The sequence below is a fragment of the Nocardia sp. NPDC019219 genome (genome assembly GCF_040632645.1).
In the GTDB taxonomy this organism is placed as follows: domain Bacteria; phylum Actinomycetota; class Actinomycetes; order Mycobacteriales; family Mycobacteriaceae; genus Nocardia; species Nocardia sputorum.
Genome location: NZ_JBEYCG010000018.1, coordinates 85,661 through 108,669 on the forward strand (window position 1 = coordinate 85,661; position 23,009 = coordinate 108,669).

The 23,009-nt window shown below is 68.7% G+C and carries 25 protein-coding genes; 14 read left to right on the forward strand and 11 right to left on the reverse strand.

Annotated elements, in window-relative coordinates; all coding sequences use genetic code 11:
- Positions 1–73 precede the first annotated feature (73 nt).
- Positions 74–520 carry a MarR family transcriptional regulator gene (locus tag ABZ552_RS27790; RefSeq protein ID WP_357440774.1) on the forward strand — a complete coding sequence of 149 codons (447 nt, stop codon included), beginning with the start codon at positions 74–76 and terminating at the stop codon, positions 518–520.
- Here the strand turns inward: ABZ552_RS27790 and ABZ552_RS27795 are convergent.
- On the reverse strand, positions 422–1,726 hold the full coding sequence (locus ABZ552_RS27795) for an MFS transporter (protein WP_357440777.1): 1,305 nt from the start codon (positions 1,724–1,726) through the stop codon (positions 422–424). The genes ABZ552_RS27790 and ABZ552_RS27795 overlap by 99 nt on opposite strands.
- A gap of 209 nt (positions 1,727–1,935) precedes the next feature.
- Between ABZ552_RS27795 and ABZ552_RS27800 the strand changes: the two genes are divergently transcribed.
- The 3 genes from ABZ552_RS27800 to ABZ552_RS27810 are packed head-to-tail and all read left to right on the forward strand — an operon-like array spanning position 1,936 to position 3,299.
- Entirely contained in the window at positions 1,936–2,106 is a 171-nt protein-coding gene (locus ABZ552_RS27800) for a CopG family transcriptional regulator (RefSeq protein ID WP_281875082.1), read from the forward strand.
- Positions 2,103–2,444: a VOC family protein gene (locus ABZ552_RS27805; RefSeq protein ID WP_281875083.1), complete on the forward strand. Its 342-nt coding sequence runs from the start codon at positions 2,103–2,105 to the stop codon at positions 2,442–2,444. The genes ABZ552_RS27800 and ABZ552_RS27805 overlap by 4 nt, the downstream gene beginning before the upstream one ends.
- Before the next feature lie 18 nt (positions 2,445–2,462).
- Positions 2,463–3,299, forward strand: a complete 837-nt coding sequence (locus ABZ552_RS27810; RefSeq protein WP_357440933.1) for a class I SAM-dependent methyltransferase — start codon at positions 2,463–2,465, stop codon at positions 3,297–3,299.
- Positions 3,300–3,317: 18 nt separating this feature from the next.
- Here ABZ552_RS27810 and ABZ552_RS27815 read toward each other — a convergent pair whose 3' ends face one another.
- Positions 3,318–3,509 (reverse strand): DUF6011 domain-containing protein, encoded by a 192-nt coding sequence (locus ABZ552_RS27815; protein WP_281875084.1) that lies wholly within the window; start codon positions 3,507–3,509, stop codon positions 3,318–3,320.
- Between the two features lie 152 nt (positions 3,510–3,661).
- Here ABZ552_RS27815 and ABZ552_RS27820 point away from each other — a divergent pair, with 152 nt between their 5' ends.
- The 3 genes from ABZ552_RS27820 to ABZ552_RS27830 all read left to right on the forward strand — a co-directional run bounded on the left by ABZ552_RS27820 (position 3,662) and on the right by ABZ552_RS27830 (position 5,688).
- Positions 3,662–4,078, forward strand: coding sequence for a hypothetical protein (locus ABZ552_RS27820; RefSeq protein ID WP_281875085.1), 417 nt, complete (start codon positions 3,662–3,664; stop codon positions 4,076–4,078).
- Between the two features lie 172 nt (positions 4,079–4,250).
- The gene (locus ABZ552_RS27825) at positions 4,251–5,207 is read left to right on the forward strand and encodes a serine/threonine-protein kinase (protein ID WP_357440782.1); all 957 of its coding nucleotides are present in this window, start codon (positions 4,251–4,253) and stop codon (positions 5,205–5,207) included.
- 58 nt (positions 5,208–5,265) lie between these two features.
- Positions 5,266–5,688 (forward strand): hypothetical protein, encoded by a 423-nt coding sequence (locus ABZ552_RS27830; RefSeq protein WP_281875087.1) that lies wholly within the window; start codon positions 5,266–5,268, stop codon positions 5,686–5,688.
- A 31-nt stretch (positions 5,689–5,719) separates the two neighbouring features.
- Here ABZ552_RS27830 and ABZ552_RS27835 read toward each other — a convergent pair whose 3' ends face one another.
- Positions 5,720–6,445 carry an NPCBM/NEW2 domain-containing protein gene (locus ABZ552_RS27835; protein WP_281875088.1) on the reverse strand — a complete coding sequence of 242 codons (726 nt, stop codon included), beginning with the start codon at positions 6,443–6,445 and terminating at the stop codon, positions 5,720–5,722.
- A 398-nt stretch (positions 6,446–6,843) separates the two neighbouring features.
- Between ABZ552_RS27835 and ABZ552_RS27840 the strand changes: the two genes are divergently transcribed.
- Positions 6,844–7,905 carry an SEFIR domain-containing protein gene (locus ABZ552_RS27840; RefSeq protein ID WP_357440787.1) on the forward strand — a complete coding sequence of 354 codons (1,062 nt, stop codon included), beginning with the start codon at positions 6,844–6,846 and terminating at the stop codon, positions 7,903–7,905.
- A gap of 38 nt (positions 7,906–7,943) precedes the next feature.
- Here the strand turns inward: ABZ552_RS27840 and ABZ552_RS27845 are convergent, their stop codons facing one another.
- Genes ABZ552_RS27845 through ABZ552_RS27855 form a run of 3 tightly spaced genes read right to left on the reverse strand, consistent with a single transcriptional unit; the run spans position 7,944 to position 10,119 of the window.
- Positions 7,944–8,690, reverse strand: coding sequence for a phenylalanine--tRNA ligase beta subunit-related protein (locus ABZ552_RS27845; protein ID WP_357440790.1), 747 nt, complete (start codon positions 8,688–8,690; stop codon positions 7,944–7,946).
- On the reverse strand, positions 8,687–9,037 hold the full coding sequence (locus ABZ552_RS27850; RefSeq protein WP_357440793.1) for a Rieske 2Fe-2S domain-containing protein: 351 nt from the start codon (positions 9,035–9,037) through the stop codon (positions 8,687–8,689). Before ABZ552_RS27850 ends, ABZ552_RS27845 begins: the two co-directional genes overlap by 4 nt.
- A complete protein-coding gene (locus ABZ552_RS27855; protein ID WP_357440796.1) occupies positions 9,034–10,119 on the reverse strand; it encodes a hypothetical protein in 1,086 nt (361 codons plus the stop codon). The genes ABZ552_RS27850 and ABZ552_RS27855 overlap by 4 nt, the downstream gene beginning before the upstream one ends.
- A gap of 185 nt (positions 10,120–10,304) precedes the next feature.
- Between ABZ552_RS27855 and ABZ552_RS27860 the strand changes: the two genes are divergently transcribed.
- Positions 10,305–12,698, forward strand: a complete 2,394-nt coding sequence (locus ABZ552_RS27860; protein ID WP_357440799.1) for a tetratricopeptide repeat protein — start codon at positions 10,305–10,307, stop codon at positions 12,696–12,698.
- Between the two features lie 32 nt (positions 12,699–12,730).
- Here ABZ552_RS27860 and ABZ552_RS27865 read toward each other — a convergent pair whose 3' ends face one another.
- Positions 12,731–13,654, reverse strand: coding sequence for an SDR family NAD(P)-dependent oxidoreductase (locus ABZ552_RS27865; protein ID WP_357440801.1), 924 nt, complete (start codon positions 13,652–13,654; stop codon positions 12,731–12,733).
- Positions 13,655–13,789: 135 nt separating this feature from the next.
- Here ABZ552_RS27865 and ABZ552_RS27870 point away from each other — a divergent pair, with 135 nt between their 5' ends.
- Positions 13,790–14,653, forward strand: coding sequence for a helix-turn-helix transcriptional regulator (locus tag ABZ552_RS27870; RefSeq protein WP_281916830.1), 864 nt, complete (start codon positions 13,790–13,792; stop codon positions 14,651–14,653).
- Positions 14,654–14,716: 63 nt separating this feature from the next.
- Here ABZ552_RS27870 and ABZ552_RS27875 read toward each other — a convergent pair whose 3' ends face one another.
- Complete coding sequence (locus ABZ552_RS27875; RefSeq protein ID WP_357440805.1) at positions 14,717–15,328, reverse strand: TetR/AcrR family transcriptional regulator; 612 nt, start codon at positions 15,326–15,328, stop codon at positions 14,717–14,719.
- A 77-nt stretch (positions 15,329–15,405) separates the two neighbouring features.
- Between ABZ552_RS27875 and ABZ552_RS27880 the strand changes: the two genes are divergently transcribed.
- The 4 genes from ABZ552_RS27880 (at position 15,406) to ABZ552_RS27895 (ending at position 19,002) form a co-directional block, all read left to right on the forward strand.
- Complete coding sequence (locus ABZ552_RS27880; protein WP_281875098.1) at positions 15,406–16,413, forward strand: GlxA family transcriptional regulator; 1,008 nt, start codon at positions 15,406–15,408, stop codon at positions 16,411–16,413.
- A gap of 103 nt (positions 16,414–16,516) precedes the next feature.
- The gene (locus tag ABZ552_RS27885; RefSeq protein ID WP_357440808.1) at positions 16,517–17,239 is read left to right on the forward strand and encodes an alpha/beta hydrolase; all 723 of its coding nucleotides are present in this window, start codon (positions 16,517–16,519) and stop codon (positions 17,237–17,239) included.
- Positions 17,240–17,279: 40 nt separating this feature from the next.
- Positions 17,280–18,245 (forward strand): alpha/beta hydrolase, encoded by a 966-nt coding sequence (locus ABZ552_RS27890; protein WP_357440811.1) that lies wholly within the window; start codon positions 17,280–17,282, stop codon positions 18,243–18,245.
- Between the two features lie 37 nt (positions 18,246–18,282).
- Complete coding sequence (locus ABZ552_RS27895; RefSeq protein ID WP_281875101.1) at positions 18,283–19,002, forward strand: alpha/beta hydrolase; 720 nt, start codon at positions 18,283–18,285, stop codon at positions 19,000–19,002.
- Between the two features lie 46 nt (positions 19,003–19,048).
- Here ABZ552_RS27895 and ABZ552_RS27900 read toward each other — a convergent pair whose 3' ends face one another.
- The 3 genes from ABZ552_RS27900 to ilvD form a co-directional block, all read right to left on the reverse strand.
- A complete protein-coding gene (locus ABZ552_RS27900; RefSeq protein ID WP_281916826.1) occupies positions 19,049–20,485 on the reverse strand; it encodes a hypothetical protein in 1,437 nt (478 codons plus the stop codon).
- Positions 20,482–21,105, reverse strand: a complete 624-nt coding sequence (locus tag ABZ552_RS27905; RefSeq protein WP_281916825.1) for a TetR/AcrR family transcriptional regulator — start codon at positions 21,103–21,105, stop codon at positions 20,482–20,484. Before ABZ552_RS27905 ends, ABZ552_RS27900 begins: the two co-directional genes overlap by 4 nt.
- Before the next feature lie 101 nt (positions 21,106–21,206).
- Positions 21,207–22,913, reverse strand: a complete 1,707-nt coding sequence (ilvD, locus tag ABZ552_RS27910; protein ID WP_357440816.1) for a dihydroxy-acid dehydratase — start codon at positions 22,911–22,913, stop codon at positions 21,207–21,209.
- Between the last annotated feature and the right edge of the window lie 96 nt (positions 22,914–23,009).

Genomic DNA, 23,009 nt, shown 5'->3' on the forward strand with positions numbered 1-23,009 from the left:
CTGCGCTCGGTCGCGGAACACGGCCCGGGTAGTCGCCACTCACTCGTATATCATGCCGTGATACTATCACCACATGATGGAAGGGTCGATGCCCTCGCCTGCCCACCCCACCGACCAGGAGTACGCGCGGCTGCTGGCGCTCCGGAGCGGGCTTCGGCAGCACCTGCGCTGGAGTGAGCGCCGGGCAGCCGAAGTCGGGCTCACCGACACCCAGCATCAGCTGCTGCTGGCGATCCGAGGGCACGCGGGTCCGGACGGGCCCAGCGTCGGAGAGATCGCCGGATACCTGTGCGCCCGCCACCACAGCGTGGTGCAACTGATCGATCGCACCGAGCAGCTCGGCCTCGTCGCCCGCACACGTGGGCAGGGCAACGACCGCCGCGTCGTCCATCTCACGCTCACCGAGGCGGGCAAGGAAACGCTAGCCCTCCTCGGCGCCACGCATCTGGAGGAGTTGCGGCGACTGGCCCCGCTCATCAGTGCGCTGGACGATCCCGCTGCCCTCCCGCAAGCCGGATGAGCGCTCGGCGGGACGCCGCGGCAGCAGGAGCGGCGTGGCGAGGAGCAGGAGCCCGGCCAGGGCGATCGACCCACGCGGGCCGGTGAGTTGGGCCAGGAGGCCCCACGACACGGTGAGTACGGCGATGCCGATGGAGCTGGTGATCGACCAGGCGGCGAGCACCCGGGCGTGGCGGTCGGCATCGGTGTTGCGCAACCGGTAGGCGGCGAAGACGGAATTGAAGAGGCTCACGCAGAGGATCAGCCCGAATTCGGCGACCATCACGATCACGAGCCCGGTCACGCCCGGCTGGACGAACGCGAGGCCGAGGGGCCAGCAGACTCGGAGCGTGCCACAGACGCGCAGCACCGCCTGCTCGCCGTAGCGGGAGACGACCCGTCGGGCGAGTCGCGACCCGATGAGGCCGCCGATACAGGGAACCGCGAACGCCAGCCCGTACTCCCAGACCGGGAACCGCAGCTCCGCGAGCATCAGCACCGACAGCAGCGGCTCCGCGGCCATGATCAGGCCGTTGACCAGGACGGTGTTGAAGAACAGTCGCCGCAGCGTGTGGTGGGTCAGGATGTAGCGCCATCCCTCGACGATGTCGCCCCACCGGCGCGTCCGGGTGGTCGGCGGATTCGGGAGCCGCTCGGGCTCCCGGATGACGGTCAGGGCGAGCGCCGAGAGGAGGTAGCTCGCAGCGTCCACGGCAACGGTCGTCACCGGCCCCAGCAGCCCGATAGCGGCGCCGCCCACGGGCGGTCCGACGACGGTGGCCGACCAGGTGGTGGACTCGAATCGGCTGGTGGCCAGTAGCAGCCGTTCGGCGGGGACGACGGTTTTCAGGTAGGCGCCACTGGCGGCGGTGAACGCGATCTTCGCCGCCGCGGTGACGATGGCGACCAGCAGAAGCTGCGCGAAGGTCAGCACACCCAGCCAGTAGCCGAGCGGTACGGACGCCAGCGCCGCGAACCGGACGACGTCCATGGCGATCATGATCGGCCGCTTGGCCCGGAACTCCATCCACGGCCCGAGCGGAACCGCCAGCAGCGCCCCGATCGCCAGCCCGGCGGACGACAGCACCGCCACCTGCGCCGAGCCTGCGTTCAGCACCGTGATGGCGACGACCGTGAACGCTCCGAACCCGAGCCCGGTCCCGTAGGCGCTGACGGCGTAGGCCGCCCACAACCATCCGAACGACCTTCCGAGGTTCGCACCGCACATATCCGACACCTGCTCCCGCCTGAACCACGTTGTGTGGTCAGGGGATTGAAGCCGATCGGTGGGCGCGGAGGCCAACAACAGATCAACCGCAGGACACAACAATTAGTTGTGGAAGCAGGTCCCTTCCCTTTCCCCCTACGTACCGAGTCCGGCCGGTCGCTCACAGTGAGACCCTGGTGGCTAGCATGCTAACTTGCTAGCATTGCCCGGTGGGCGAGGAAGTCAAGCAGTTCAACGTCTACCTGCCGATCGAACTGATCAAGCAGGTCAAATTTCGGGCGATCGAGTCGGAGATGTCGTTGTCGGCGCTGGTGACCGCCGCGCTGCGCGCCTACCTGGACGACCAACCGAACCCACCGTCAGGAGAGGATCGACAATGACCACCGAGGGCATCGAGGCCGTGTTCCTGGAGACCCATAACTGGGGCCGGATGGCGAAGTTCCTGCAGGGATTGGGATTCACGGTCGAGTTCGAGACCGACCACCACTCCGGCCAGTTCCGCAACGGCGACGGCCCCTATGTCTTCGTCGCCGAGGTCCCGGCGACGCAGCCCGCACGCAGCCGGCTGGTGCTGAAGGTGGCGAGCGCCGAGGAACGTCCGGGCGCGGGCGTCGAGATCGTCACCGGCTTCGAGCCGACCCATTACGGGACCCAGGAGATGACCGTCCGAGACCCGGACGGACGGACGTGGAGCCTGCAGGCACCGGGCAAGGAGTAAGCAGTGGCACACGAGACCATCGCCCCGGACAGCACCGCGGTCCGGGTAGCACTGTGGCGCGCGATGCACGTCCTGGACGACGCGCCCCCGCACGTGTTCGACGACCACGTCGGCCTGCGCCTGGCCGCGCCGGAGGACGGCTGGCGGGAGCGCCCGGACATGGAGCCGCGCAGCACCGCACCGATGCGCGCCGGAATAGTCGCACGCGCACGGTTTCTCGAGGATCTCCTCGCCGACCAGGCCGAGCGCGGCGTGGATCAGTACGTCGTACTCGGCGCTGGGCTGGACACCTTCGCGCAGCGCAGGCCCGAGTTCGCCGCTCGATTCACCATTTTCGAGGTCGATCAGCCCGACCCGCAGGCATGGAAACGGCGGCGGCTCACCGAACTCGGGTTCGGCATACCGCCGTGGCTGCGGTTGGTGCCGGTCGACTTCGAGGTGGACGCATGGTGGCAGCGGCTGATCGAAGCAGGGTTCGACCCCACTCGCCCGGCGTTGGTCGCCTCCGCCGGTGTCTCGATGTACCTGACCCGCGAGGCGAACATCGCGACGCTGCGGCGACTGTCGACACTCGCGCCGGGCTCCACCCTGGCCACCACGTTCCTGCTGCCGCTCGAACTCGTCGACCACGATGAGCAGCGCATGCGCCGGTTCGCCGAAGAGGGCGCCCGCCGATCCGGCACGCCGTTCCTCAGCTTCTTCCGGCCCGGCGAAATGGTGCGGCTGGCCCGAGACGCCGGGTTCGCCGCAGTCCGGCACATCTCCTCCGCCGAGCTGACCGCCCGCTACTTCGCCGAGCGCACCGACGGCCTGCGCCCGGCCGAATCAGAGCAGATCCTCGTGGCGACAACCTGATTCACCGCAGCAGTCGGTTCACGCCGCGACGTCGAACAAGGTCAACTCGCGCGGCTGCCGTGCGGATTCGGCGCGCAGCTCCGCGCGCTCCCGAATCGCGCACGTCGGTCCGATCCCCTCCGCGACCGATTGCGGGGACAGCAGCCAACCGTGACAACGACGGCAATGCGCGACCAGTCTCACCTCGGGGCGGTCATCAATGGCGGCCACTTCGTTCTCCTCTGGCCAGGCGACTACATCGTCAGTTTGGCACGAGGCACCGACAGAATTCGTCGCCGAAGACGACGCGAGCAGCGGACGCGCCCACCGGTTTTTCGCAGCCGCATGCGTTCTCGCGGGCGTGCTGAGGAAAGATGATGCCCATGACCGCATCTCGACTGTTTCGTTCGTTGGTGGGTACCGTGCCCGCGGTGCTCGCCGTCGTCAGCTTCACCGCGGCCGGAGGGGTCTCGACGGCCCAGGCCGCACCCGGCATTCCCGGGGTTCCCGGCGTGGTGCAACGCCTGCAGATCGCTCCGGGCCAGAACAGCACCGAAGCCACCGGCAACGTCGCGCAGGGCAAGTCCGACAGCTACTCCATCGCCACGGCGCCGGGACAGCGCCTGAGCTTCGACGTGAGCGGCAACGCCCGCGTCTCGGTGGCTCCGCTGATCGGGCCGCAGGTCGCGAACGAGGTCCCGCACGCCGACCTCGTCGCCGACGGCAACGACTACCAGATCGTCGTCTCCTCCGCCGACGGCGGGGCGGCCGGTTACACCTTGAAGGTCACCCTCGTCTGACGCTCGACCGATTCCGCCCGCCGGCCTGACGGGTCACGACCGTCAGGCCGACGGGCTGCCCGTCATCGAACGGCGGGCGCCATCCGGTAACTCCCCCGACGACGCAGTGCCGTTGGGCACAACGAAAGCGAACAGCGGCGTACGGCCGAGGTCGGCGCACTATGGTGGGGCGGTGCCGCTCGAACCAGGTGACCAGTTTGCGGGATTCGTCGTGCGAGCCCGGCTGGGACACGGGGGCAGCAGCGAGGTGTACCTGGCCGAGGACCCGGAATGGTCGCGACTGGTGTCGCTGAAGATCCTGGGACCGGAGGACAGCCGGTCGCCCGAGGCCCGCGCTCGATTCGTGCACGAGTTCGACATCTTGTCGGCGCTGCGGCACCCCGACATCGTGCGGATGTACACGCACGGCGAAACCGACGGCAGGTTGTGGTCGGCCCACGAGTACGTGGCAGGCGCGACGGTGTCGACCTTGGTGCCGTCGCCGCGTCGGCGCCCGGACCTGCGGCAGGTGCTCCACGTGCTGACCCACGTCGCGGCGGGGTTGGACTTCGCGCACGCCAACGGAGTGGTCCATCTCGACGTGAAACCGGCGAACGTTCTGGTCGGCACGGACGAACCGGCGACGGTGAAGATCTCCGATTTCGATTCGGCCCGATGGTTGCACCGGCCCGAGCCGCCGTTGGCCAGCCACGGGTTCGTCGTCGTGTCCGTGCCCTACGCCGCGCCGGAACTGCTGCGAGCGGACACGGTGTCCTCCGCGACCGACCAGTACGCGCTGGCTTGTTCGGCCGTCGAGTTGCTCACCGGCCACACGCCGTTCTCCCGGGCGAGCCTCATGGCCACCGCCGAGGCGCAGCTGCACGAACCGCCTCCTCGGCTGGCCGCCCGCCACCGCTGGATCCCGCCCGAAGTCGACGTGATCCTGCATCGGTCGCTTGCGAAGGACCCCGGTGAGCGCTACGACTCGTGCGCCGAGCCCATCCGCCTGCTCACCGAGGTTCTCGACGGCGTCGACCCGCGCCCCCTCGCTCCCGTGCTGAGCCGATGGAAGGCGGCCCGATCGCACCTGCGGAACTCCGCCCTCGGACGGATCGGCGGCAAAGCGACCTTCGGCTCCGCCCCGAGGTAGCACGCATGATTTGCCGGTTTTCTTGCGAGGAGCCGGTGCCGCGGTCACGCTGAAAGGTATGCGGACCCGCGATATCGAGGTCGGGTGCACCTATATGGTGCTGGTCCCGCAGCGCCTGCCACGCAGTCGGTACCCCGACTGCGACCAGCCGGGCTCCCTCACTTGGGCATGGTCCTGGCTGCGCGGCGGCCGGTTCCGGCTCACCGTCACCGGCATCGATCACACCAGCGATCCGATCACCGTCGAAGGCTTGCGGATCACCGCGAACTCGCGCATCGCGGTGGTGCTGACCCCCGAACAAGCCCAGGATCTCGGTTTGCCGGTCGGTATGTTCCGAGTGCGCGGGACCTTGTTCGACGGCGAGGACCGGCCGGTGCGCCTGCCCGAGGTGGAACCACTCCGAGTCCCTGCCCGCTGGCTGCGACCGGTCGAGCAGCCGTGCTTCACGCACCGCGATATCGACTGCTTCCCCTACCTCTGAGACGGGTGGCGAACGTCCAGACCGGGACGAACTAGCGTTTCCGCCCGGGCGGTGCGGAGCAATGGACCCGCGGACGGCCCCACGCGTTCTTCGCGTCCTGCGAGCGCCGAGCGTCGAACAGGGTCAGGCGGATCTTCCCCGAGATGTCGAGATTCACTTCTTCGGCCGGATCGGTCATCGACTTCTCGGTGGTGAACGCGTCCTGGTCGTCGACCCGCACGACGAATCGCCCGACCCCGGTGGACGACGGTGAATCAGAATCCTTGCCGATCCAGACCGAGAACCGATCGCACTGCCCGCCGATCGTCCACGTGGCCCGATTCATCGGATCGGAAGCGCTGGAAGGGTAGTACCCCACGATGCTGCTCGGAAAGGACATTGCGCCGATCCGGATGGGATCGACCGGGTCGAATCCGTTCGCCCAGCTGACCGATTGATACTCCACCAGGTCGTACCACCCGTCGCTGGAGGGAGCAAAGGCGGCCGACGTCGCCGACGGGGACGGCCGGACGGTGGAGGTCGAGGTCGCCGCGGCCGACGACGTGGTCGACGTGGGCTGCGGGGTATTCGTCGCCGATGGTGCGATCGCGGGCACCCGAGGCGTTGTCGTGGTGGCCGGTGGCAGCGCGGACGGTTCATCACCGCGGATCCGGTCGACGAACGACAACGCGCCGTCGAGATTAGCGAGCCCGACTACCACGAGGGCGACGACACCGAATACGGCAACCCACACAGGCTTTTCTTTGACGAAGTTCACGAAGACTCCAGCTTTGTCGACTGAACGGGGAGCAGCCGAAAAGCGCTCGCCGGGGCAAATCATAGAGCGACGCGGACCGATCCTCATCATTTCGCTTTTTTAGATTTCTGAACAAACGATGGATACCGCTTCGAAGTCGATTGTGTTCCACGTGGTCACCCGGGTATCGACCCGCCTTTGCCGCCCCTTTCCGGCAAAAAATTCGCTAGACGAAGCACATCCGGAGCGGTCTGTTTATTTCCGGGGTATGGTCTGCCTGGAAATACCGCCCCCGGCGCCGCCGGGCACGGACGTCCCGAGTTATTCTCGTCGAGCGCGGACACGCCCTATCGCCGGGCCGCGATTCCGCGGGCACGAGTTCGGGTCGCGCGCAGGAACTTCGATGAGGAGGTGCTCGGATGAGCACGGACGGCCAGGCGGTCGATACCGCGCCCGACGGCGACCCGGCCGCACCCCGGGTGTTCGTTTCCTATTCACACGATTCGGACGAGCACAAAGAGTCGGTGCGACAGTTCTGCACATTCCTCCGCGAAACGGCCGGCGTGGACGCACACCTGGACGTCTGGTATGACGACGGGCGGCGCGATTGGTCACTGTGGGCCATCGACCAGCTCACCGGAGCCGACTTCATTCTGATCATCGCCTCACCCGAATACAAACGTCGCGCGGACGGCGCGGCACCGGCCGACGAAGGGCGCGGAGCCCAGTTCGAGGCCGCTATCATCCGGGACAATCTCACCAGGAACTTACGGAAAGAAACCAGGCGCGTGCTCCCGGTGGTGTTGCCGGGACGATCCGTGGAGGAAATTCCCACCTTTCTGGCCGCGCATTCGACCACTCGATACGAAGTGGACGAGTTCACGCTCGAGGGCATCGCCGATCTGCTGATCGCGTTCACCGGCATACCGAAGCACCCGATGCCGCCGCGCGCCCGGTTCGTCGGCTCGCCTTTCGCGAACCGGACGCGGGCACCGAGCGCGTCCACCACCACCTCGTCTCCCCCGAGAAAGCGACTGCTCACCGCCGCCCTGCAGCCGGTCACCCGCGGGCCCGACCTCTATTTCGGCAGCGCGGACTTGAACGGCGAACACTACGGCGCCAGCATCGTGCACCGCTGCTCGATGTTCTGCGGTGATCCACGCAGCGCGATCGAGTACAACCTGGGCCGGGAATTCCGCTTCTTCGAGGCGACGGTCGGCGTCCTCGATGATGCCGAGGACGCAGGCCAGATCGGCTACTTCCAGGTCTTCCTCGACGACGACCCGCAGAAGCAGGTCCGGGCGACGCACGGCGACCCGAGCCACATCCGGTACGAAGTGACCGGCGTCCTCCGGTTGCGGCTCCTCGCGTATCGGCCCGATACCGTGGCCGGCCCGATGCTGGCGGGCGCGATGCTCGTCGGCGGCCGCCGCTCCAAGTTGCCCGCTCTCGCGTGGGGCGATCCGGCCCTGTTCCGCTGACGCCGGAACCGCGATACCGGCGCCTCCCACGGCGACGGTCAGAAGGTCAGCGTGGTCGATCTGTGGGTCGCGTCGAGCAGATCGATCGCCACTTGGCCGCCGGCGTATTCGGCGACCAGTTTCGCCAGTTCGACCGCGATCGCCATCGCGTCCACGTCCGGCAGATCCGGCAGGACATCCACGTTGTAGAGCAGATTCCGCGAATCCGGCTTGATCGCCGTGTGCTCCGACTGCCGCCACACCCAGCGGCGCGTGAGGACCGTGTTGCCCTCGGCGAGGATCACCTCCCCGGCGATCGGCCGCTCCGAGGTCGTCGAACCGAAGGCGGAGAAGGTCTCGCCGCCGGTCGCGAGACGCAGCATGATGTCGCCGTCGACGTCGTCGAGCGCATGGCCGCCGATGGGAACGAGATGACGCAGGCTGATGACGGTCCCGATGTCGATGAGGCGGCCGAGGGACGACAGCGAGCCGCGGATCGCCCGGCGGGCCAGCGCCTCCACCGACGGCCGGAAGTCGCTCGGCCGAGCTCCGAAGGCACGGAATGCCTCTCGCCAGGGATGGATGCGGTGATCGGCCGCGACGGCGGTGATATCGATGGATTCCCGCAGGTCCGCGCAGGCTCGCTGCAACGCCGCGACCAGCGGTGGCTGGGACTCGCCGTTGCGGACGTTGCGGGCGACGAGGACGCCGACCCGGTAGGACGGATGCCGCTCGAACACGGCGTCGTCGACGGCATAGCGGATGGTCTTGCCGAGGAAGTGCGGCGTCGGATTCTCGGTGTTCACGTGGTTTCCTCCAGATCTGTTGCGGTGGGCAGGGTCGGGTCCACCGGGAATACCGGGAGGACCTTGCAGGTATCGGCTCTCGTGCACCCGCCGTCGGAGAGCCGGTAGGCATGCGCATGGGCCAGGCAGGTGACGACGCCGAGGCCGAAATCCGGCAGGCCGCGGCGGGCGAGGTCGGCACCCTTGTGCGGGCAGAACCGCGCGACGGCGAAGGACTTCCCGCCGCTACGGAAGATGGCGTACTGGCGTCCGTTCACGGTCGCCTGGAACGTGTCGTGCCAGACCGATCGAGGTGCGCGGCGAACGGAATCAGGATCGAACTCGAGGGGCTCACCGGAGGCGTTCACGCTTCGTACTCCCGGTTCGCCCTGCGCTGTTCGGCGAGGTCACGGAGCACCTCCACGGCGGGCACCAAGTCCACGTGACTCGGCAGCTCGGCGCGATTCGCGTGCGAGAGCAACGAGGGTTCGGTTCCCCCGACCTTGGCGGCCGCGATGAGGATGTGGTGTTCGACGTCCTGGATCTCGATTTCGGTGAATACGGCGTGCGCGGCCCGCACCACCGTCGATTCGCGAACCGGCGTAGCGGCCAGCGCGATGCGCAAGCCATCGATCGCCCGGCGCAGCCGGTGGTAGTCCAGGTTCTGCGTGCCGGAGAAGCCGGTCTCGCGTCCACTGAGCACGGCCATCGAGGGGCGGACGTGCCGCAGATAGAGCTCCGCGGGAAAGGCGCCGGCGAACCACATCGCGGCAGTGGTCGCCCGCAAGTAGCGCGCGGCGGCCAGAAGGGCATCGGCGGTCGCGCCGTCGTCCCCGGCCACCGCACGCGCTTGCGCACGCTGAATCTCCGCGAGACAGAAGACAGTCGACAGGTTGAACAGGTGATGCCCGATGATCCAGCGGTATTCCGCTCGCACCTCGACGGAGGCATCGGCGAACGGCTTGCCCGCGACGCGGGACGCCGTCTCGCGCACGGCCACCGACGTGGTCGCGCACCACCCCAGCATCTCGCCGATCGCGTCGAGCGCGCTGATGCTCTCGTCCAGGGCGATCGGGGCGGTGGACATCTCGGCCAGCACCGCCGCGCCGGTGACCACGATCTGCGCGGCCAGCACGTCGCGAGGCAATTCGGCCACCCGCACGAATCCGAAGTAGTGGTCGTAGTCGATGCTTCCCTCGACTTCGGATGTGGTCTCCACCTGGGCGACCACCGGAACGCCGGCCGGCATCAGCGCGCCCAGCTCGGCTCCGGCGGCGGCCAATTCCGCCGAGACGGCGGACGGAGTGGGCATCTGCTCGCGCAGCCGTCGCGTGAGCGCGCGCAGTCGCGCGGCGACCGGCGACAGCTCGGGATTGCGCGGCCGGACGATGCCCGTCGCGGGCTCCGGCAGCACCGACGTGAGCGGCAGGACGAGGGAAGGGCACGACAAGCTCTGATAGTTGCCGTCGGTATCATCCCGTGTCGTCGTATCGTGCCGACGGCGAATGGTCATTATCTGGGGCACCGGTTCTCTCGCCTTCGTCTCTTGGCTGCGGCAGCGCGGTTCGCGACAATTGATGCGCCTGGCGTTTGCCAGTTTCCAGTCGGCTGATCCGATAAGGGAGGGGTTGCGTGATGGCGGTCGGATCGCAACCCGCAACCCCGCCGAACCACCCGCCACACCGCGGTCCGCGAGAGGCAGCCGACGCAGCGGGCCCGGCCGCGAGCAGACGAGCCTTCGGCCGGGAACTCCGGCGGTGGCGCGAGTTTCGCGGCATGTCGCAGGCCGAGCTCGGCAATCTCGTTCATTGCGACAAGTCGGTGATCAGCCGCATCGAGGCCGGACAGCGACCGGTCTCCCCGAATTTCATCGCCTCCTGTGAGCGCGAACTGGCCACCGGCGGTGCCCTGCTCGCGCAAGCGCCCGCGCCGAAGGCGCATAGCGCGGCACAGCCCGTGTCACTGGCCGAGCTGGGCTTGCCGCCCGCGCCCAGGCTCGTCGGCCGCGCGTCTCAGCTCGCCGAGATGCTCGCGGTGCTCGCGGGGGACGAGGCGCACCGGAATTCCGCGCGGATCTGCCTGATTCGGGGTATGGCCGGGGTCGGCAAGACCGCACTCGCATTGCACGCCGCCCACCAGCTGATGCCCGTCTTCACGGACGGATGCGTCTACCGCGATCTGGGCGGAGACACGACCGGTGTCAGCCCGACGCGCCCGGAGGACCTGCTGGAATGGCTGCTGCGGCATCTGCGGGTCGACGCCAAGGCGATGCCGGTGGGGCTCGCGGATCGGGCCGCGCTGTATCGCGGGCGCACCCGGGGCAAACGCATCCTGCTGGTGCTGGACAACGTGCGGCACAGTGATCAGGTCATGTCCGTGCTTCCGTCCGAGGCCGGCTGCGCGGTGATCGTCAGCACGCGCCATCGGCTCGCCTCCGTCGATGCCGCGGTCCATATCGACCTGGATCCGCTGCCCCGTGCCGACGCCCGAGACCTGTTGCGGCAGACCGCCACGCCGAACGCCGTACCCGACGACGACCCTGTCCCCGTCGAGGAGGTCGAGCAGATCGTCGAACGATGCGGCGATCTGCCCCTGGCCATTCACATCGCGGCGAGTATGTACCGCCGCAAACCGCACCTCGGGTTCCGCGGCGTGCTCGAGCATCTCACCGCCCATGCCGAAGGCATCGACACCTTCTCCGACGGGGACCGCAGTGTCGCCACGGTTCTGCGTACGGCACTGGCGGAACTCGGTGAATCCGAGCGCCACTTGTTCCGGCTGCTGTCGGTGCACCCGGGCCGGCGGTACACCCCCGAAGTAGCCGCCGCGCTGGCGGGCACATCCGTACGCCAGGGCAGGCAACAGCTCGACGCCCTCTGGGACCGGCATCTTCTCGTCGCCGGAGACGGCGAGGGCTACGGCATCCACGATCTGCTGCGCGAGTTGTCCGCCGACGAAGCCACCGCACTCTCCGACGCCGAACGCGGCGCGGCGTTACGGCGGGTCCTCGCGCTCTACCTCCGAACCGCCGACGCCGCCGACGCGCTGATCGCACCGCATCGCAACCGGGTGCCACTGCCCGGAGAGATCGGCGACGAGGTCGCCGCGCGGTTCACCGACCCCGCCGCTGCGCTGGAATGGCTCGACGCCGAAGAGACCACCCTGGTCGCCCTCGCCCGTGCCGCCCGGGCGCATCGACATGACGAATACGCATGCCACCTGGCGCACATCCTGCGCGGCTACTTCTTCCACACCCGCCGCTGCGACCCCTGGATAGCGACCCATGAGGACGCGCTCGAGTGCGCTCGCCGCTCGCACGACCGCTGGTGGGAGGCGACCACCTCCAACAATCTCGGTCTGGCCTTCGCCATGCGCCACGACCTCGACGACGCCTCCCGGCACTATCGGCACGCGCTGGCCCTGCTCACCGAATTGGGCGACGACATCGGCGCCAGTCATACGCGGGGACACCAAGCCTGGATCCATTACTTGCGCGGGCAGTACAGCGAGGCGGTCGAGCAGGCACGCGCCGCGCTGGCGGTCTATCGGCGGCACGGCATGCGCCGCAACGCCGCCATCATGATGCGTGAGATCGGCTGCTCGCTGGCCGCGCTGAACCAGGCCGAGGAAGCCGCCGAGCACCTCGAACCCGCGATCGCCGAATTCGACGCGCTCGGTCTGGACCTCGACATGAGCATGGCGCTCAACTGCCTCGGCGAGCTACATCTGCACAGCGATCCGGCCGACGCGTCGGCGCGGTTCGGCGCGGCGCGGCGAACGGCACGGGCTTGCGGCAGCCGCATCGAGGAAGCACGGGCCTTACGCGGTCTGGGTAGCGCGGCGGCACTGCTCGGACGTTCGAAACCCGCACGCGCGTATTGGTCGTCCGCGTTGACGCTGATGGAGCAGTTCCGGCTTCCGGGCTCGGACGACGTGCGCCGGCTCATCGCGGACCACGCGGCCGGTTCCGCCCACGCGGGATCGAGCAAAGGGGGTCCCATGGACGCCCACGTGAATCCGCCGCGCTGAAAGCCTGTCTGCGCAGCGCGGCGCTCCCCCGATCAGAGGGCGTAGGGCGCGATGAAACGCTCGAGGGCGTCCCAGAGTTCGGCTTCGCGCCGCGGGTCGTACGACTCCTCCGACGAGCGGTCCACCCGGCCGCGGTCGACGTAGGCGCCGGTCGGCGCGGCGGTGGCGCCGACGACGACGTCGGCGAGGTAGCGCCCGGCGGCCGCGCGGCTGGTCGCGAACGGCGTGAGGGTGAGCACCGGCAGGATGCGGCGCATCGCGAACCGGGACGCCGGACCCGCGTTGCGGGCGAGGCCGGTGCCGGGGACGAACCCCGGGTTGAAGCCGATGACCTCGATCCCGGACCGCAGGCGGCGTGCGTACTCGTGCACGAGGTAGATGGCGGCGAGTTTGCTCGTCGAGTACGCGGTGCGTCCGGCGGCGGTGGTACGCGGCTCGGGAAACGCGCCTGGGCGAGCGAGGACGTCCGGGGGCTGCCAGACCGGGCCGGGCACCATACCCAAGTTGTGCCGCAAGTCGCCGAAGTGGGTGTCGCTCACGGTGATCACGATCCGGGCCGGGGCGTCGAAGCGATCCTCGAGCAGGCGGATGAACAGATGGTTGGCGAGCACGTTGACGGCGAAGGTGGACTCGAATCCGCCGGGCCCCTCGGTGAGCGCGTTCGTGTACTGCATTCCCGCGTTGCCCACGAAACCGCGCAGCGGCGGCAGCTCGTCCCGGTCGAGCCTGCCGCGGATCTCGGCCACGGCCGAACGCACGCTGTCCGGTGCGCCGAGGTCGACCTCGACGTGCGACACCCGCTGCCCGCCGGCGCCCAGTTCGGCGGCCAGTCGTGCGCCGGTGGAGCCGCGGGCGGCGACGACGAGATGCGCCTGCGGTGACGCGCGGAGGATGCGCTCCGCGGCGACGCGGCCGATCCCGCGACTCGCCCCCGTCATCACGATGGTCGACGGCATGGAACCTCCTGCACTGTGGGCCCGATCGGTCGTCTTCGATGGTCGTCGCCCTGGCTGTCGGCTACCAGTGCCGTGCCCGTCACCAGGACTGCCGGTACCCAGGCGGCCGCGGCGCGCGGCAGACAGAATGGAGGCGTGGCTCGTTCTCGTTCCGATTTCGGCGCGCTGCTGCACGCCTGGCGCGACCGCCTGTCGCCCGTCGACGCCGGCTTCCCGGTGACGGCCGGCCGGCGTGCCCCGGGACTGCGCCGTGAGGAGCTCGCGCAGCTCGCCGGGCTGTCGGTCGACTACATCCTGCGCTTGGAGCAAGGTCGCGCCCGCAATCCGTCGGCGCAGGTGGTCGGCGCGCTCGCGCGGGCTCTGCAGCTGTCCCGGAGCGAGCGCGACGAGCTGTACCGCAAGGCCGGTCTGCTGCCGCCGCAGGACGGAACGATCGGCACGCACGTGCCCCCTGGCGTCCAACGGCTCACCGCGCGTCTCGGCGACGTCCCGATCGGGGTGTTCGCCGCCGACTGGACACTCGTGTGGTGGAACGGCATGTGGAGCGCCCTGCACGGCGACCCCTCGACGGTCCCCGCCACCGAGCGCAACCTCGCGCGTGCCGTTTTCGGCACCGGCGCGGCGCGGGCTTCGGTCCGTCCCTTCCGGTCCGACCGCGCGGAAGGCGCGTTCGCGGCGTCGATCGTCGCCGATCTGAAGGACGCGGTGTCCCGGTATCCCGCCGACGCCGGGCTCGATCGCCTCGTGCGGGATCTTCGCACCGCGTCCGGCGCTTTCGCGCAGCTCTGGACGACGGCGACCGCGTCCAAGCACACGTCCGACCGGAAGACGATCCGGCACCCCGAGGTCGGCGACATCACCCTCGACTGCGACGTCCTCGTCGTTCCAGGCGCCGACCTTCGCATGGTCACCTACACGGCGGCGGACGGAAGCGACGACGCGGGGAAGCTCGACCTGCTCCGCGTCACGAACGGCCGCGCGGCCGGTACGCCGCCCTGACCCGCGACGTTGGCACGGTGCGCGTACCGGCGTGCGCGTCGGTGGTCGGCGCCCTGGACCCGGTCAGCGCACAGGCTGATCGGCCCAAGCCTGCGGCAGCGCCGCACAAGACACGTCGGCGATCTCGTGCAAGCGCTGCGGGGGAAACCCCAAACGGCTCAATTGGATCAGGCCCTGGGCGACCATCACGACATTGGCGCTGACGGCCGAGAGCGTGGCTTCGTCGCCGGCTCCGGCGTCGTGCATGGCGGGGCGCAGCCGGTCGGCGACGCCCTGCTCCATGGCCGTGGTGGTCCGGGTCCCGATGCCGGCGACTTCGGGGATCCGGGTGGCGAGCTGGGCGATGCTGTTGATCATCAGACACCCGCGCCGATCCGGCTGCGCGGCACAGTCTTCGATGATCGCCTGGTACAGCGCGCGCACCGCGGAGCGCGCCGAACCGCCCGCCGAACCGATGGCCTCGCGGACCAGACGCGCGCGGCGCTCGCAATAGCGTTCGAACGCCGCCAAGAACAGGCCGCGCTTGCTGCCGTAGGCGGCGTAGATGCTCCCGTTCCCGACGCCGGTCGCCAGCGAGACGTCTTCCACCGACGTGCTGTCGAAACCCTTCGACCAGAACAGCTCGGTCGCGGCGTCGAGCAGGCTCGATTCGTCGAACTGTCGCGGCCGTCCCATGCGCTCACCGTACCAATCGGTGTGCGAGGTCCGGCACATCACTTGTTCTGGAGGCTCGCCTCCACAATACTGTTGACATGTCCCACAACTTCGCCGCCTCGCCCAGCAAACGGGTGGGCATTCTGGTCTTCGACGGCGTGAAGATGCTCGACTTCGTGGGGCCCGCGGAGGTGTTCGTAGAGGCGAATCAATCGGTGGCGGGGTACGAGGTGGTCCTGGTCTCGGCCGATGGCAAGGACGCCCAGACCTCGATCGGCGCGCGGGTCGAGGTGAGCTGCGCGGCCGCCGAGGCGGGCCGTTTCGACACGGTGGTGATCCCGGGAAGCGAGCTGCCGCCGGGCAAATTCGTGACGCCGGCGGTGCTGGCGGCCGCACGGCACCTGTCCTGCAACACGCGGCGGTTGGCATCCATCTGCAGTGGCGCGTTCGTGCTGGCCGAACTGGGCCTGTTCGACGGCAGACGCGCGAGCACGCACTGGAAATTCGCGGCCGACCTCGCGCGGCGCTACCCGTCCATCGAGGTGGACCCCGACGCCATCTTCGTGCGGGACGGCAACCTCTACAGCTCGGCCGGGGTCGCGGCGGGCGTCGATCTCGCACTGGCCCTCGTCGAAGAGGACCACGGCGCCGACGTCGCGCGGAACGTGGCGCAGGCGCTGGTGGTCTACATGCAGCGCGCGGGAGGGCAATCCCAGTTCTCCGCGTCGCTGAGCGGACCCGTGCCGCGCAGCCCGCTGGTGCGCGGAGTCGTGGACTTGATCTGCGCGGATCCGGCCTACCCGCACACCGTGCAGACCCTCGCCGCGCACGCGCGGGTCAGCGTCCGGCATCTGACCCGGCTGTTCCGGGCGGAACTCGAACGCTCCCCCGCGGAGTACGTCGCGTTCATCCGCTTCGGCACGGCCCGGGACATGCTGCACGCCGGGTACAGCGTGACGGAGACCGCGATGGCCGCGGGATACGGCACCAGCGAGGCGTTGCGCCGCGCGTTCGTGGCGCGCCTGGGCGTCTCCCCGAGCAAATACCAGCAACGCTTCCGGTCGACCGCCAGGGCGGAGCCGGTGATGGAGCAGGCCGTGTCCTGATCAGAGGCATTTGTGGCCCGTGCGGAGGGGCGCGCGCATGGGTGTCCGGCCGAGACTGGGTCGGCCACAGCGCCACTCGTCGTGCGCTGGAGAAAGGAACGCTATGTCCGCCCCGGCAAGTCCGACCATCGTTCTGGTGCACGGCGCTTTCGCCGATGCCTCGAGCTGGTCCCCGGTCACCGAACGGCTGCTCGGCCAGGGCCATCGCGTGCTGGTTCCCCCGGTGTTCAATCGCAGCCTCGCGGCGGACGCGGCCTACATCAGGTCGTTCGTGGAGCGGATCGACGGCCCCGTGCTGCTGGCCGGGCACTCCTACGGCGGGGCCGTCATCACCGTCGCTGGCGTCGCCGACAACGTCGTGGGCTTGGTCTACGTGTCCGGCTACGCCCTCGAGGAGGGCGAGAGCCTCGGTCAGTTGCAGGGCGGGTTCCCGGACTCCGACCTGGCGGCCAACCTCGTCTACGCGCCGTACCCGATCGAGGGCACCGAGCCCGGCACGGACGTCTCGGTCGAGATCAGCGCCTTCCCGGAGGTTTTCGCCGCGGGCCTCGACGCGGCGAAGGCCGCGGTGCTCGCGGTCTCGCAACGGCCGTTGTCCGCCATCGCGTTCAACGAGCCCGCCTCGGCGGCCGCGTGGAAGACCAAACCGGCCTGGGGCATCGTGTCCAGCGCCGACCGAACCATCAATCCCGAGGTCGAGCGATTCGGCTATCGGCGAGCCGGATTCCGCGCGGTCGTGGAGATCGATGGACCACACCTGGTCATGCAGACCCACCCCGGCGAAGTCGCGGCCGTCATCACCGACGCGATCGCCGCGTCGGCCTGAGCCACCGCAGTTCCCACACCCCTATCAGAGAGGCACGATCATGTCAGGAAACCCGCTGGGCATCTCGCTCGAACCCGCGGCGCAGGAGTTCGTCGACGCGACCGCACAGCCGCCGTTCCTCTACCAGCTCCCGCCCGAAGAGGGCCGCAAAGCGGTGGACGGCGTGCAGGACTCGCCGATCTTCAAGCCCGAGATCGACGAGGAGTGGATCACCGTCGAGGGCGGGCCGACCGGCTCGGTGCGGGTTCGGATCGTCAAGCCGCAGGGCGCTACCGGGACATTGCCGGTGATCGTCTACACCCACGGCGCGGGATGGGTGTTCGGCGACGCGCACACGCACGACCGCCTGGTGCGCGATCTCGCCGTCGGCACGAACGCGGCCGTCGTGTTCCCCGAGTACGACCGGTCTCCGGACGTGCGCTACCCGGTGGCCAACGAGCAGTCCTACCGCGTCGCCCAATGGGTCACCACCCACGGCGCCGAGAAGGGCCTCGATTCGTCCCGCATCGCGATCGCGGGCGACTCGGTCGGCGGCAACATGGCCATCGCGCTGACCCTGATGGCCAAGGAGCGCGGCGATGTCTCCTTCGTTCAGCAGGTGCTGTTCTACCCGGTGACCGACGCCAATTTCGACACGGGCTCCTACGAGCAGTTCGCCGAGGGGTACTTCCTCACCCGCGAGGGCATGAAGTGGTTCTGGGATCAGTACACCACCAGTGCGGACGAGCGCGCGCAGATCACGGTGTCCCCGCTGCGCGCGACCACCGAACAGCTGGCCGGGCTGCCGCCCGCGCTGGTCATCACCGCCGAGGCCGATGTGCTGCGCGACGAGGGCGAAGCCTTCGCGGGCAAGTTGCGCGCCGCGGGCGTGCCCGTCACCCAGGTGCGCTACGGCGGGATCGTGCACGACTTCGTGATGGTCAACTCGCTGCACGACACCCATGCCGCCAAGGCGGCGGTGGCGCAGGCCGTCGCGACTTTGCGGTCCGCCCTGTACCCCGCCTGAGCCGTACCCGACGATCCGATTCGGAGGAATCACACTCGTGAGCACCGAGCCCACCAGCCCGACCATCGTGCTTGTCCACGGCGCGTTCGCCGACTCCTCCAGCTGGAACGGGGTCATCGAACGGTTGCGCGCACAAGGACATTCCGTCATCGCGGCCGCCAATCCGTTGCGCGGCCTCGACAGTGACGCCGCCTATGTTGCCTCGGTCCTCGACACCGTGGAAGGGCCGTGCGTTCTGGTCGGCCATTCCTACGGCGGGAGCGTCATCACGGTTGCCGCCGCCGGGAAGAGCAATGTCGAAGCGCTCGTCTACATCGCCGCTTTCATTCCCGACGAAGGCGAGAGCGCGCTGCAATTGACCGACAAGTTCCCCGGATCGACGCTCGGGCCGACCACCCGGGCCGCGGCCTACCCGCTTCCGGGCGGGGGCACCGGCACCGAGCTCTACATCCGGCAGGAGGAATTCCACCGGCAGTTCGCCGCCGACGTGCCCGCCGCCACCGGCGAGCTGATGGCCGCGACCCAGCGGCCGGTCGCCCTCGACGCCCTGCAACAGCCCGCCACCGCAACCGCGTGGCGGGATATCCGGTCGTTCGCGCTGCTCACCAGCGAGGACAAGAACATTCCGGTGGAAGCGCAGCGGTTCATGGCGCAGCGGGCGGGCGCCGATGTCGTCGAGGTCTCGGCCTCGCACGCGGTCTCGGTGTCGGCTCCCGACGTGGTCTGCGAGTTGATCGCCCGAGCCGCCGCGAAGTAGCTCCGAGCGGTCCGCGCGGCGCGATCGCGCCGCGCGGATCGCTGCCTCAGAAATCGATGACAGCGGTGGCGAAGCCGTCGATCGCCACAACGGGCTCGCCGAGCGGTGCGGCTCGCAAACCATCGAACCCCACCTGCTCGACAGAAATCGGTACGGACGTCGCGATGGTGACCGTCAGGGGTGCGTCGAACTTATTGACCAGCAGAAGCTTTCGTCTGCCGGAAGCGGTGACGAAAGCTCGTGCGTGAAAGCGTGGATCGGGGTAGGCGGTGCTGGTCGCGGCCAGCTGATCGCCCGGGCCGAAATGCCGCAGCAATAAGGCCAGGGCTTCGTAACGCAGGTTCGGGGCGCCGGTCTCCCAGTCGATCAGCGATGTGCCGGGGATCATGCCGGGGTAGTCCATGAATTCGGCGATGCCGACCAAGTCGACCCCGAGCGCGACCAGCTCGGCCCAGAGGTAGGACTGCACCGCGGCGCTGAGTGCCCAGTAATCATCGGGAATCTCCGGGCTCGGATTCATGAGGTCGGCCGGGAACGTGCCGATCTCGTTGATGAACGTCGCCGCGTCCGGCGCGAGCCTGCGCCGGATACCTTCGATGAACCGTGCCTGGTCCAGGAAACCATCCGCTCGCGCGAAGAAGATGTCGCGCAAGTGCGCGGCCGGCGCGTTGCCCTCCGGCCCGAACGGATTGACGATGTCCGGCTGGGCGTAGAAGTGGTAGGAGAAAGCGTCGACCGGAACGCCGGGACGATGATTGGCCGGATCCAGGAAATTCCAGTAGTACTCGGGATTGCGGTGGATGTGGCTCAGCGACAATCCGACGAATTTCATCTCGGGATCCAGCGGGCGAAGACGTTCCACGACCGCGTCATAGAGTCTCGTGTAGGCCTCCGGTCCGATCCGGTGCCCGAGGTCCGGCTCGCACAGGACTTCCCAATAGGCGAAGCGGTAATGATGCCCCGACTCGTGGGGACGCCCCAGTTCGTCGGTGAACCCACCCGCGATATACCAACTGGCGACACGGTAGAAGTAATCCGCCACCTCGGTGAAGGTGGGATCGCGGAATTCGGTGCCCCGCTCGTAGTCCCAATGGATCTCGTCGCAGTTCTCCGCTACGGCCACGGGCTCGTCGGTGCGGAACATCCAGGCCGGAATGGTCGCGAAATTCGCGACGACCGGCCGGCCTTCCGCGGCGTCCATGAAGTCCTCGACCAGGGGATCGAGCAGCTGGAAATCCCAGAATGTCTCGGTCGCCGTGGGCGGGGTCAGCTCGGCGACCGAGATGCGCGGGTGGGAATACCACGGCAGGAACCGAACGAGGTCGGCGTCGAGCGCGCGCAGCGCGGCGAAGGCTTTGTCGTGGATCGGCGAATTCCGGCGCAGCGGCGGAGCGGTCCACACGTGCGTTGTCAGTGTGGTGCGCGAGGTGCCGGTGGTGGCGGTCCAGTCGATGCGAACCGGATTCGCGGGTGCGCTTGTCATTTCGTTGTGCTCTTCTGTTGTGGAGGCGGGAATCCGAGTGCAGGCAAGAGAGCTTGATCGACGATGGCCGCCCGGACGCGCTCGTCGGGCCACCGTCCGGTGTCGATCTGATGTTTGATCACCAGCGCCTCGCCGATATCGCTCACGATCGGTGTGATCAGCGCGGAGTCGATCTGCCCCAGTGACGCGTAATGGTCGAGCACCGTCCGGGTGAATCGGCCGCCACGCAGGTCGAAGACATTGTGGTAGAGCGCCTCGACCAGGTCGGGCCGCCGCTGCCGTTCCGCGAGGACGGCAGCGGCGGCTGCTCCGGTCGGCGCGGACAGCCACTCCGTCAACTGCTCCAGTGCGCGCAGCAGGTCGCCGCGCAGGTTGCCGCCCGTGGGGGACGGAACTTCGACCGGATACGCCTGCGCCAGGGCCTCGATCAGCAAGTCCTCGACTGTCGGCCAATGCCGGTAGAGCGAAGTCTTGGCCACACCCGCGCGACGCGCGACTCCCTCCATCGCCAACCGCGCCACCCCCGCCTCGGCGGCCTCGGCGATGACGGCCGCATGACAGTCGGCGCGTAACTCGCGCTGGGTCCGGCGCCCCTTCTCAACGGGCTTTCTTGCGTTCACAACGCAAATATAGATACGGCAAAGTAGCTAGTCAATTGTAGCTACAAAAATATAGCTTAGCGACCTCGTTGTGCGGTTGTGACCGCAGAGTCGCGCGGGCGTCAGCCGCAGACGGCACCGATCGAGGCCGAGCCGACCAGTTTCGTGTACTTGGCCAAGACGCCGCGCGTGTAGCGAGGCGGCAGTGGTGCCCAGCCGTCCCGGCGGCGCGCGAGTTCGTCGGCGTCGACCAGCAGGTCGAGAGTGCCCGCGGCGACGTCGAGCCGGATGGGGTCACCGTCGCGCACGAAGGCGATCGGTCCGCCGTCCACGGCCTCCGGGGCGACATGCCCGACACACAGGCCGGTGGTGCCGCCGGAGAACCGTCCGTCGGTGAGCAGCAGGACGTCCTTGCCCAGGCCCGCGCCTTTGATGGCCGCGGTGATGGCGAGCATCTCGCGCATTCCGGGACCGCCTTTCGGTCCCTCGTACCGGATGACGACCACGTCGCCCGCCGCGATCGTGCCGTCTTCCAGCGCGTCCATCGCCGCGCGTTCCCGGTCGAAAATCCGTGCCGTGCCGGCGAATACGTCGGAATCGAAGCCCGCCGACTTGACGACGGCGCCGTCCGGAGCGAGCGAACCGGACAGGATGGTGATGCCACCGGTCGGATGGATCGGTGCCGCCATCGCGCGGATCACCTTGCCGTCGGGGTCCGGCGGGGTGATGTCGGCCAGGTTCTCCGCCACCGTCCGTCCCGTCACCGTCAGGCAGTCGCCGTGCAACAACCCGGCGTCGAGCAGAGCCTTCATCATCACCGGCACGCCGCCGATCCGGTCCACATCGGTCATCACGTGCTTGCCGAAGGGTTTGACGTCGGCGAGGTGCGGAACGCGGCGGCCGATGCGCGCGAAGTCGTCCAGCGAGAGATCGACGTTCGCCTCGTGCGCGATGGCCAGTAGATGCAGCACGGCGTTGGTGGACCCGCCGAACGCCATGACGACCGCGATCGCGTTCTCGAAAGCCGGTTTGGTGAGGATGTCGGCGGGCGTGATCCCCTGCCGGATCAACTCGATCACGGCCTCGCCGCTGCGGCGGGCGTAACCGTCGCGGCGGCGGTCGGTCGCTGGCGGGGCCGCGCTGCCGGGCAGCGACATGCCCAGCGCCTCCGCCGCGCTGGCCATGGTGTTGGCGGTGTACATGCCACCGCACGCCCCTTCGCCCGGGCAGATCGCCCGCTCGATGGCGGCGACGTCCTCGCGGCTCATCAGCCCCCGGGCGCAGGCGCCGACCGCTTCGAAGGCGTCGATGATCGTCACCTCGCGCTCGCTGCCGTCGGAGAGCTTGGCGATCCCGGGCAGGATCGACCCCGCGTACAGGAACACGCTCGCCAGGTTCAGCCGGGCCGCGGCCATCAGCATCCCCGGCAGCGACTTGTCGCACCCGGCCAGCAGCACCGAACCGTCGAGCCGCTCGGCTTGCATCACCGTCTCGACGCTGTCGGCGATCACCTCCCGCGAAACCAAGGAGAAGTGCATCCCCTCGTGGCCCATGGAGATGCCGTCGGACACCGAGATGGTGCCGAACTGCATGGGAAAGCCGCCGCCGGAGAAGACGCCGTCCTTACAGCCCTGGGCGAGCCGGTCCAGGGACAGATTGCAGGGAGTGATCTCGTTCCACGAGGAGGCGACGCCGATCTGCGGCTTCTCCCAGTCCGCGTCGCCCATGCCGACCGCGCGCAGCATCCCGCGTGCGGCGGTCTTCTCCAGACCGTCGGTGACGTCGCGGCTACGCGGCTTGAGATCGGGAACCTTCGAATTGTCGGGCATGGTTTCCCATCATGCTCGGTCCGCTCCGATCGCAGTGGCGACCACGCCGAATCCACGCACACCGCCATGTTCGTACGCCCAGAGCGTAATGCCGGG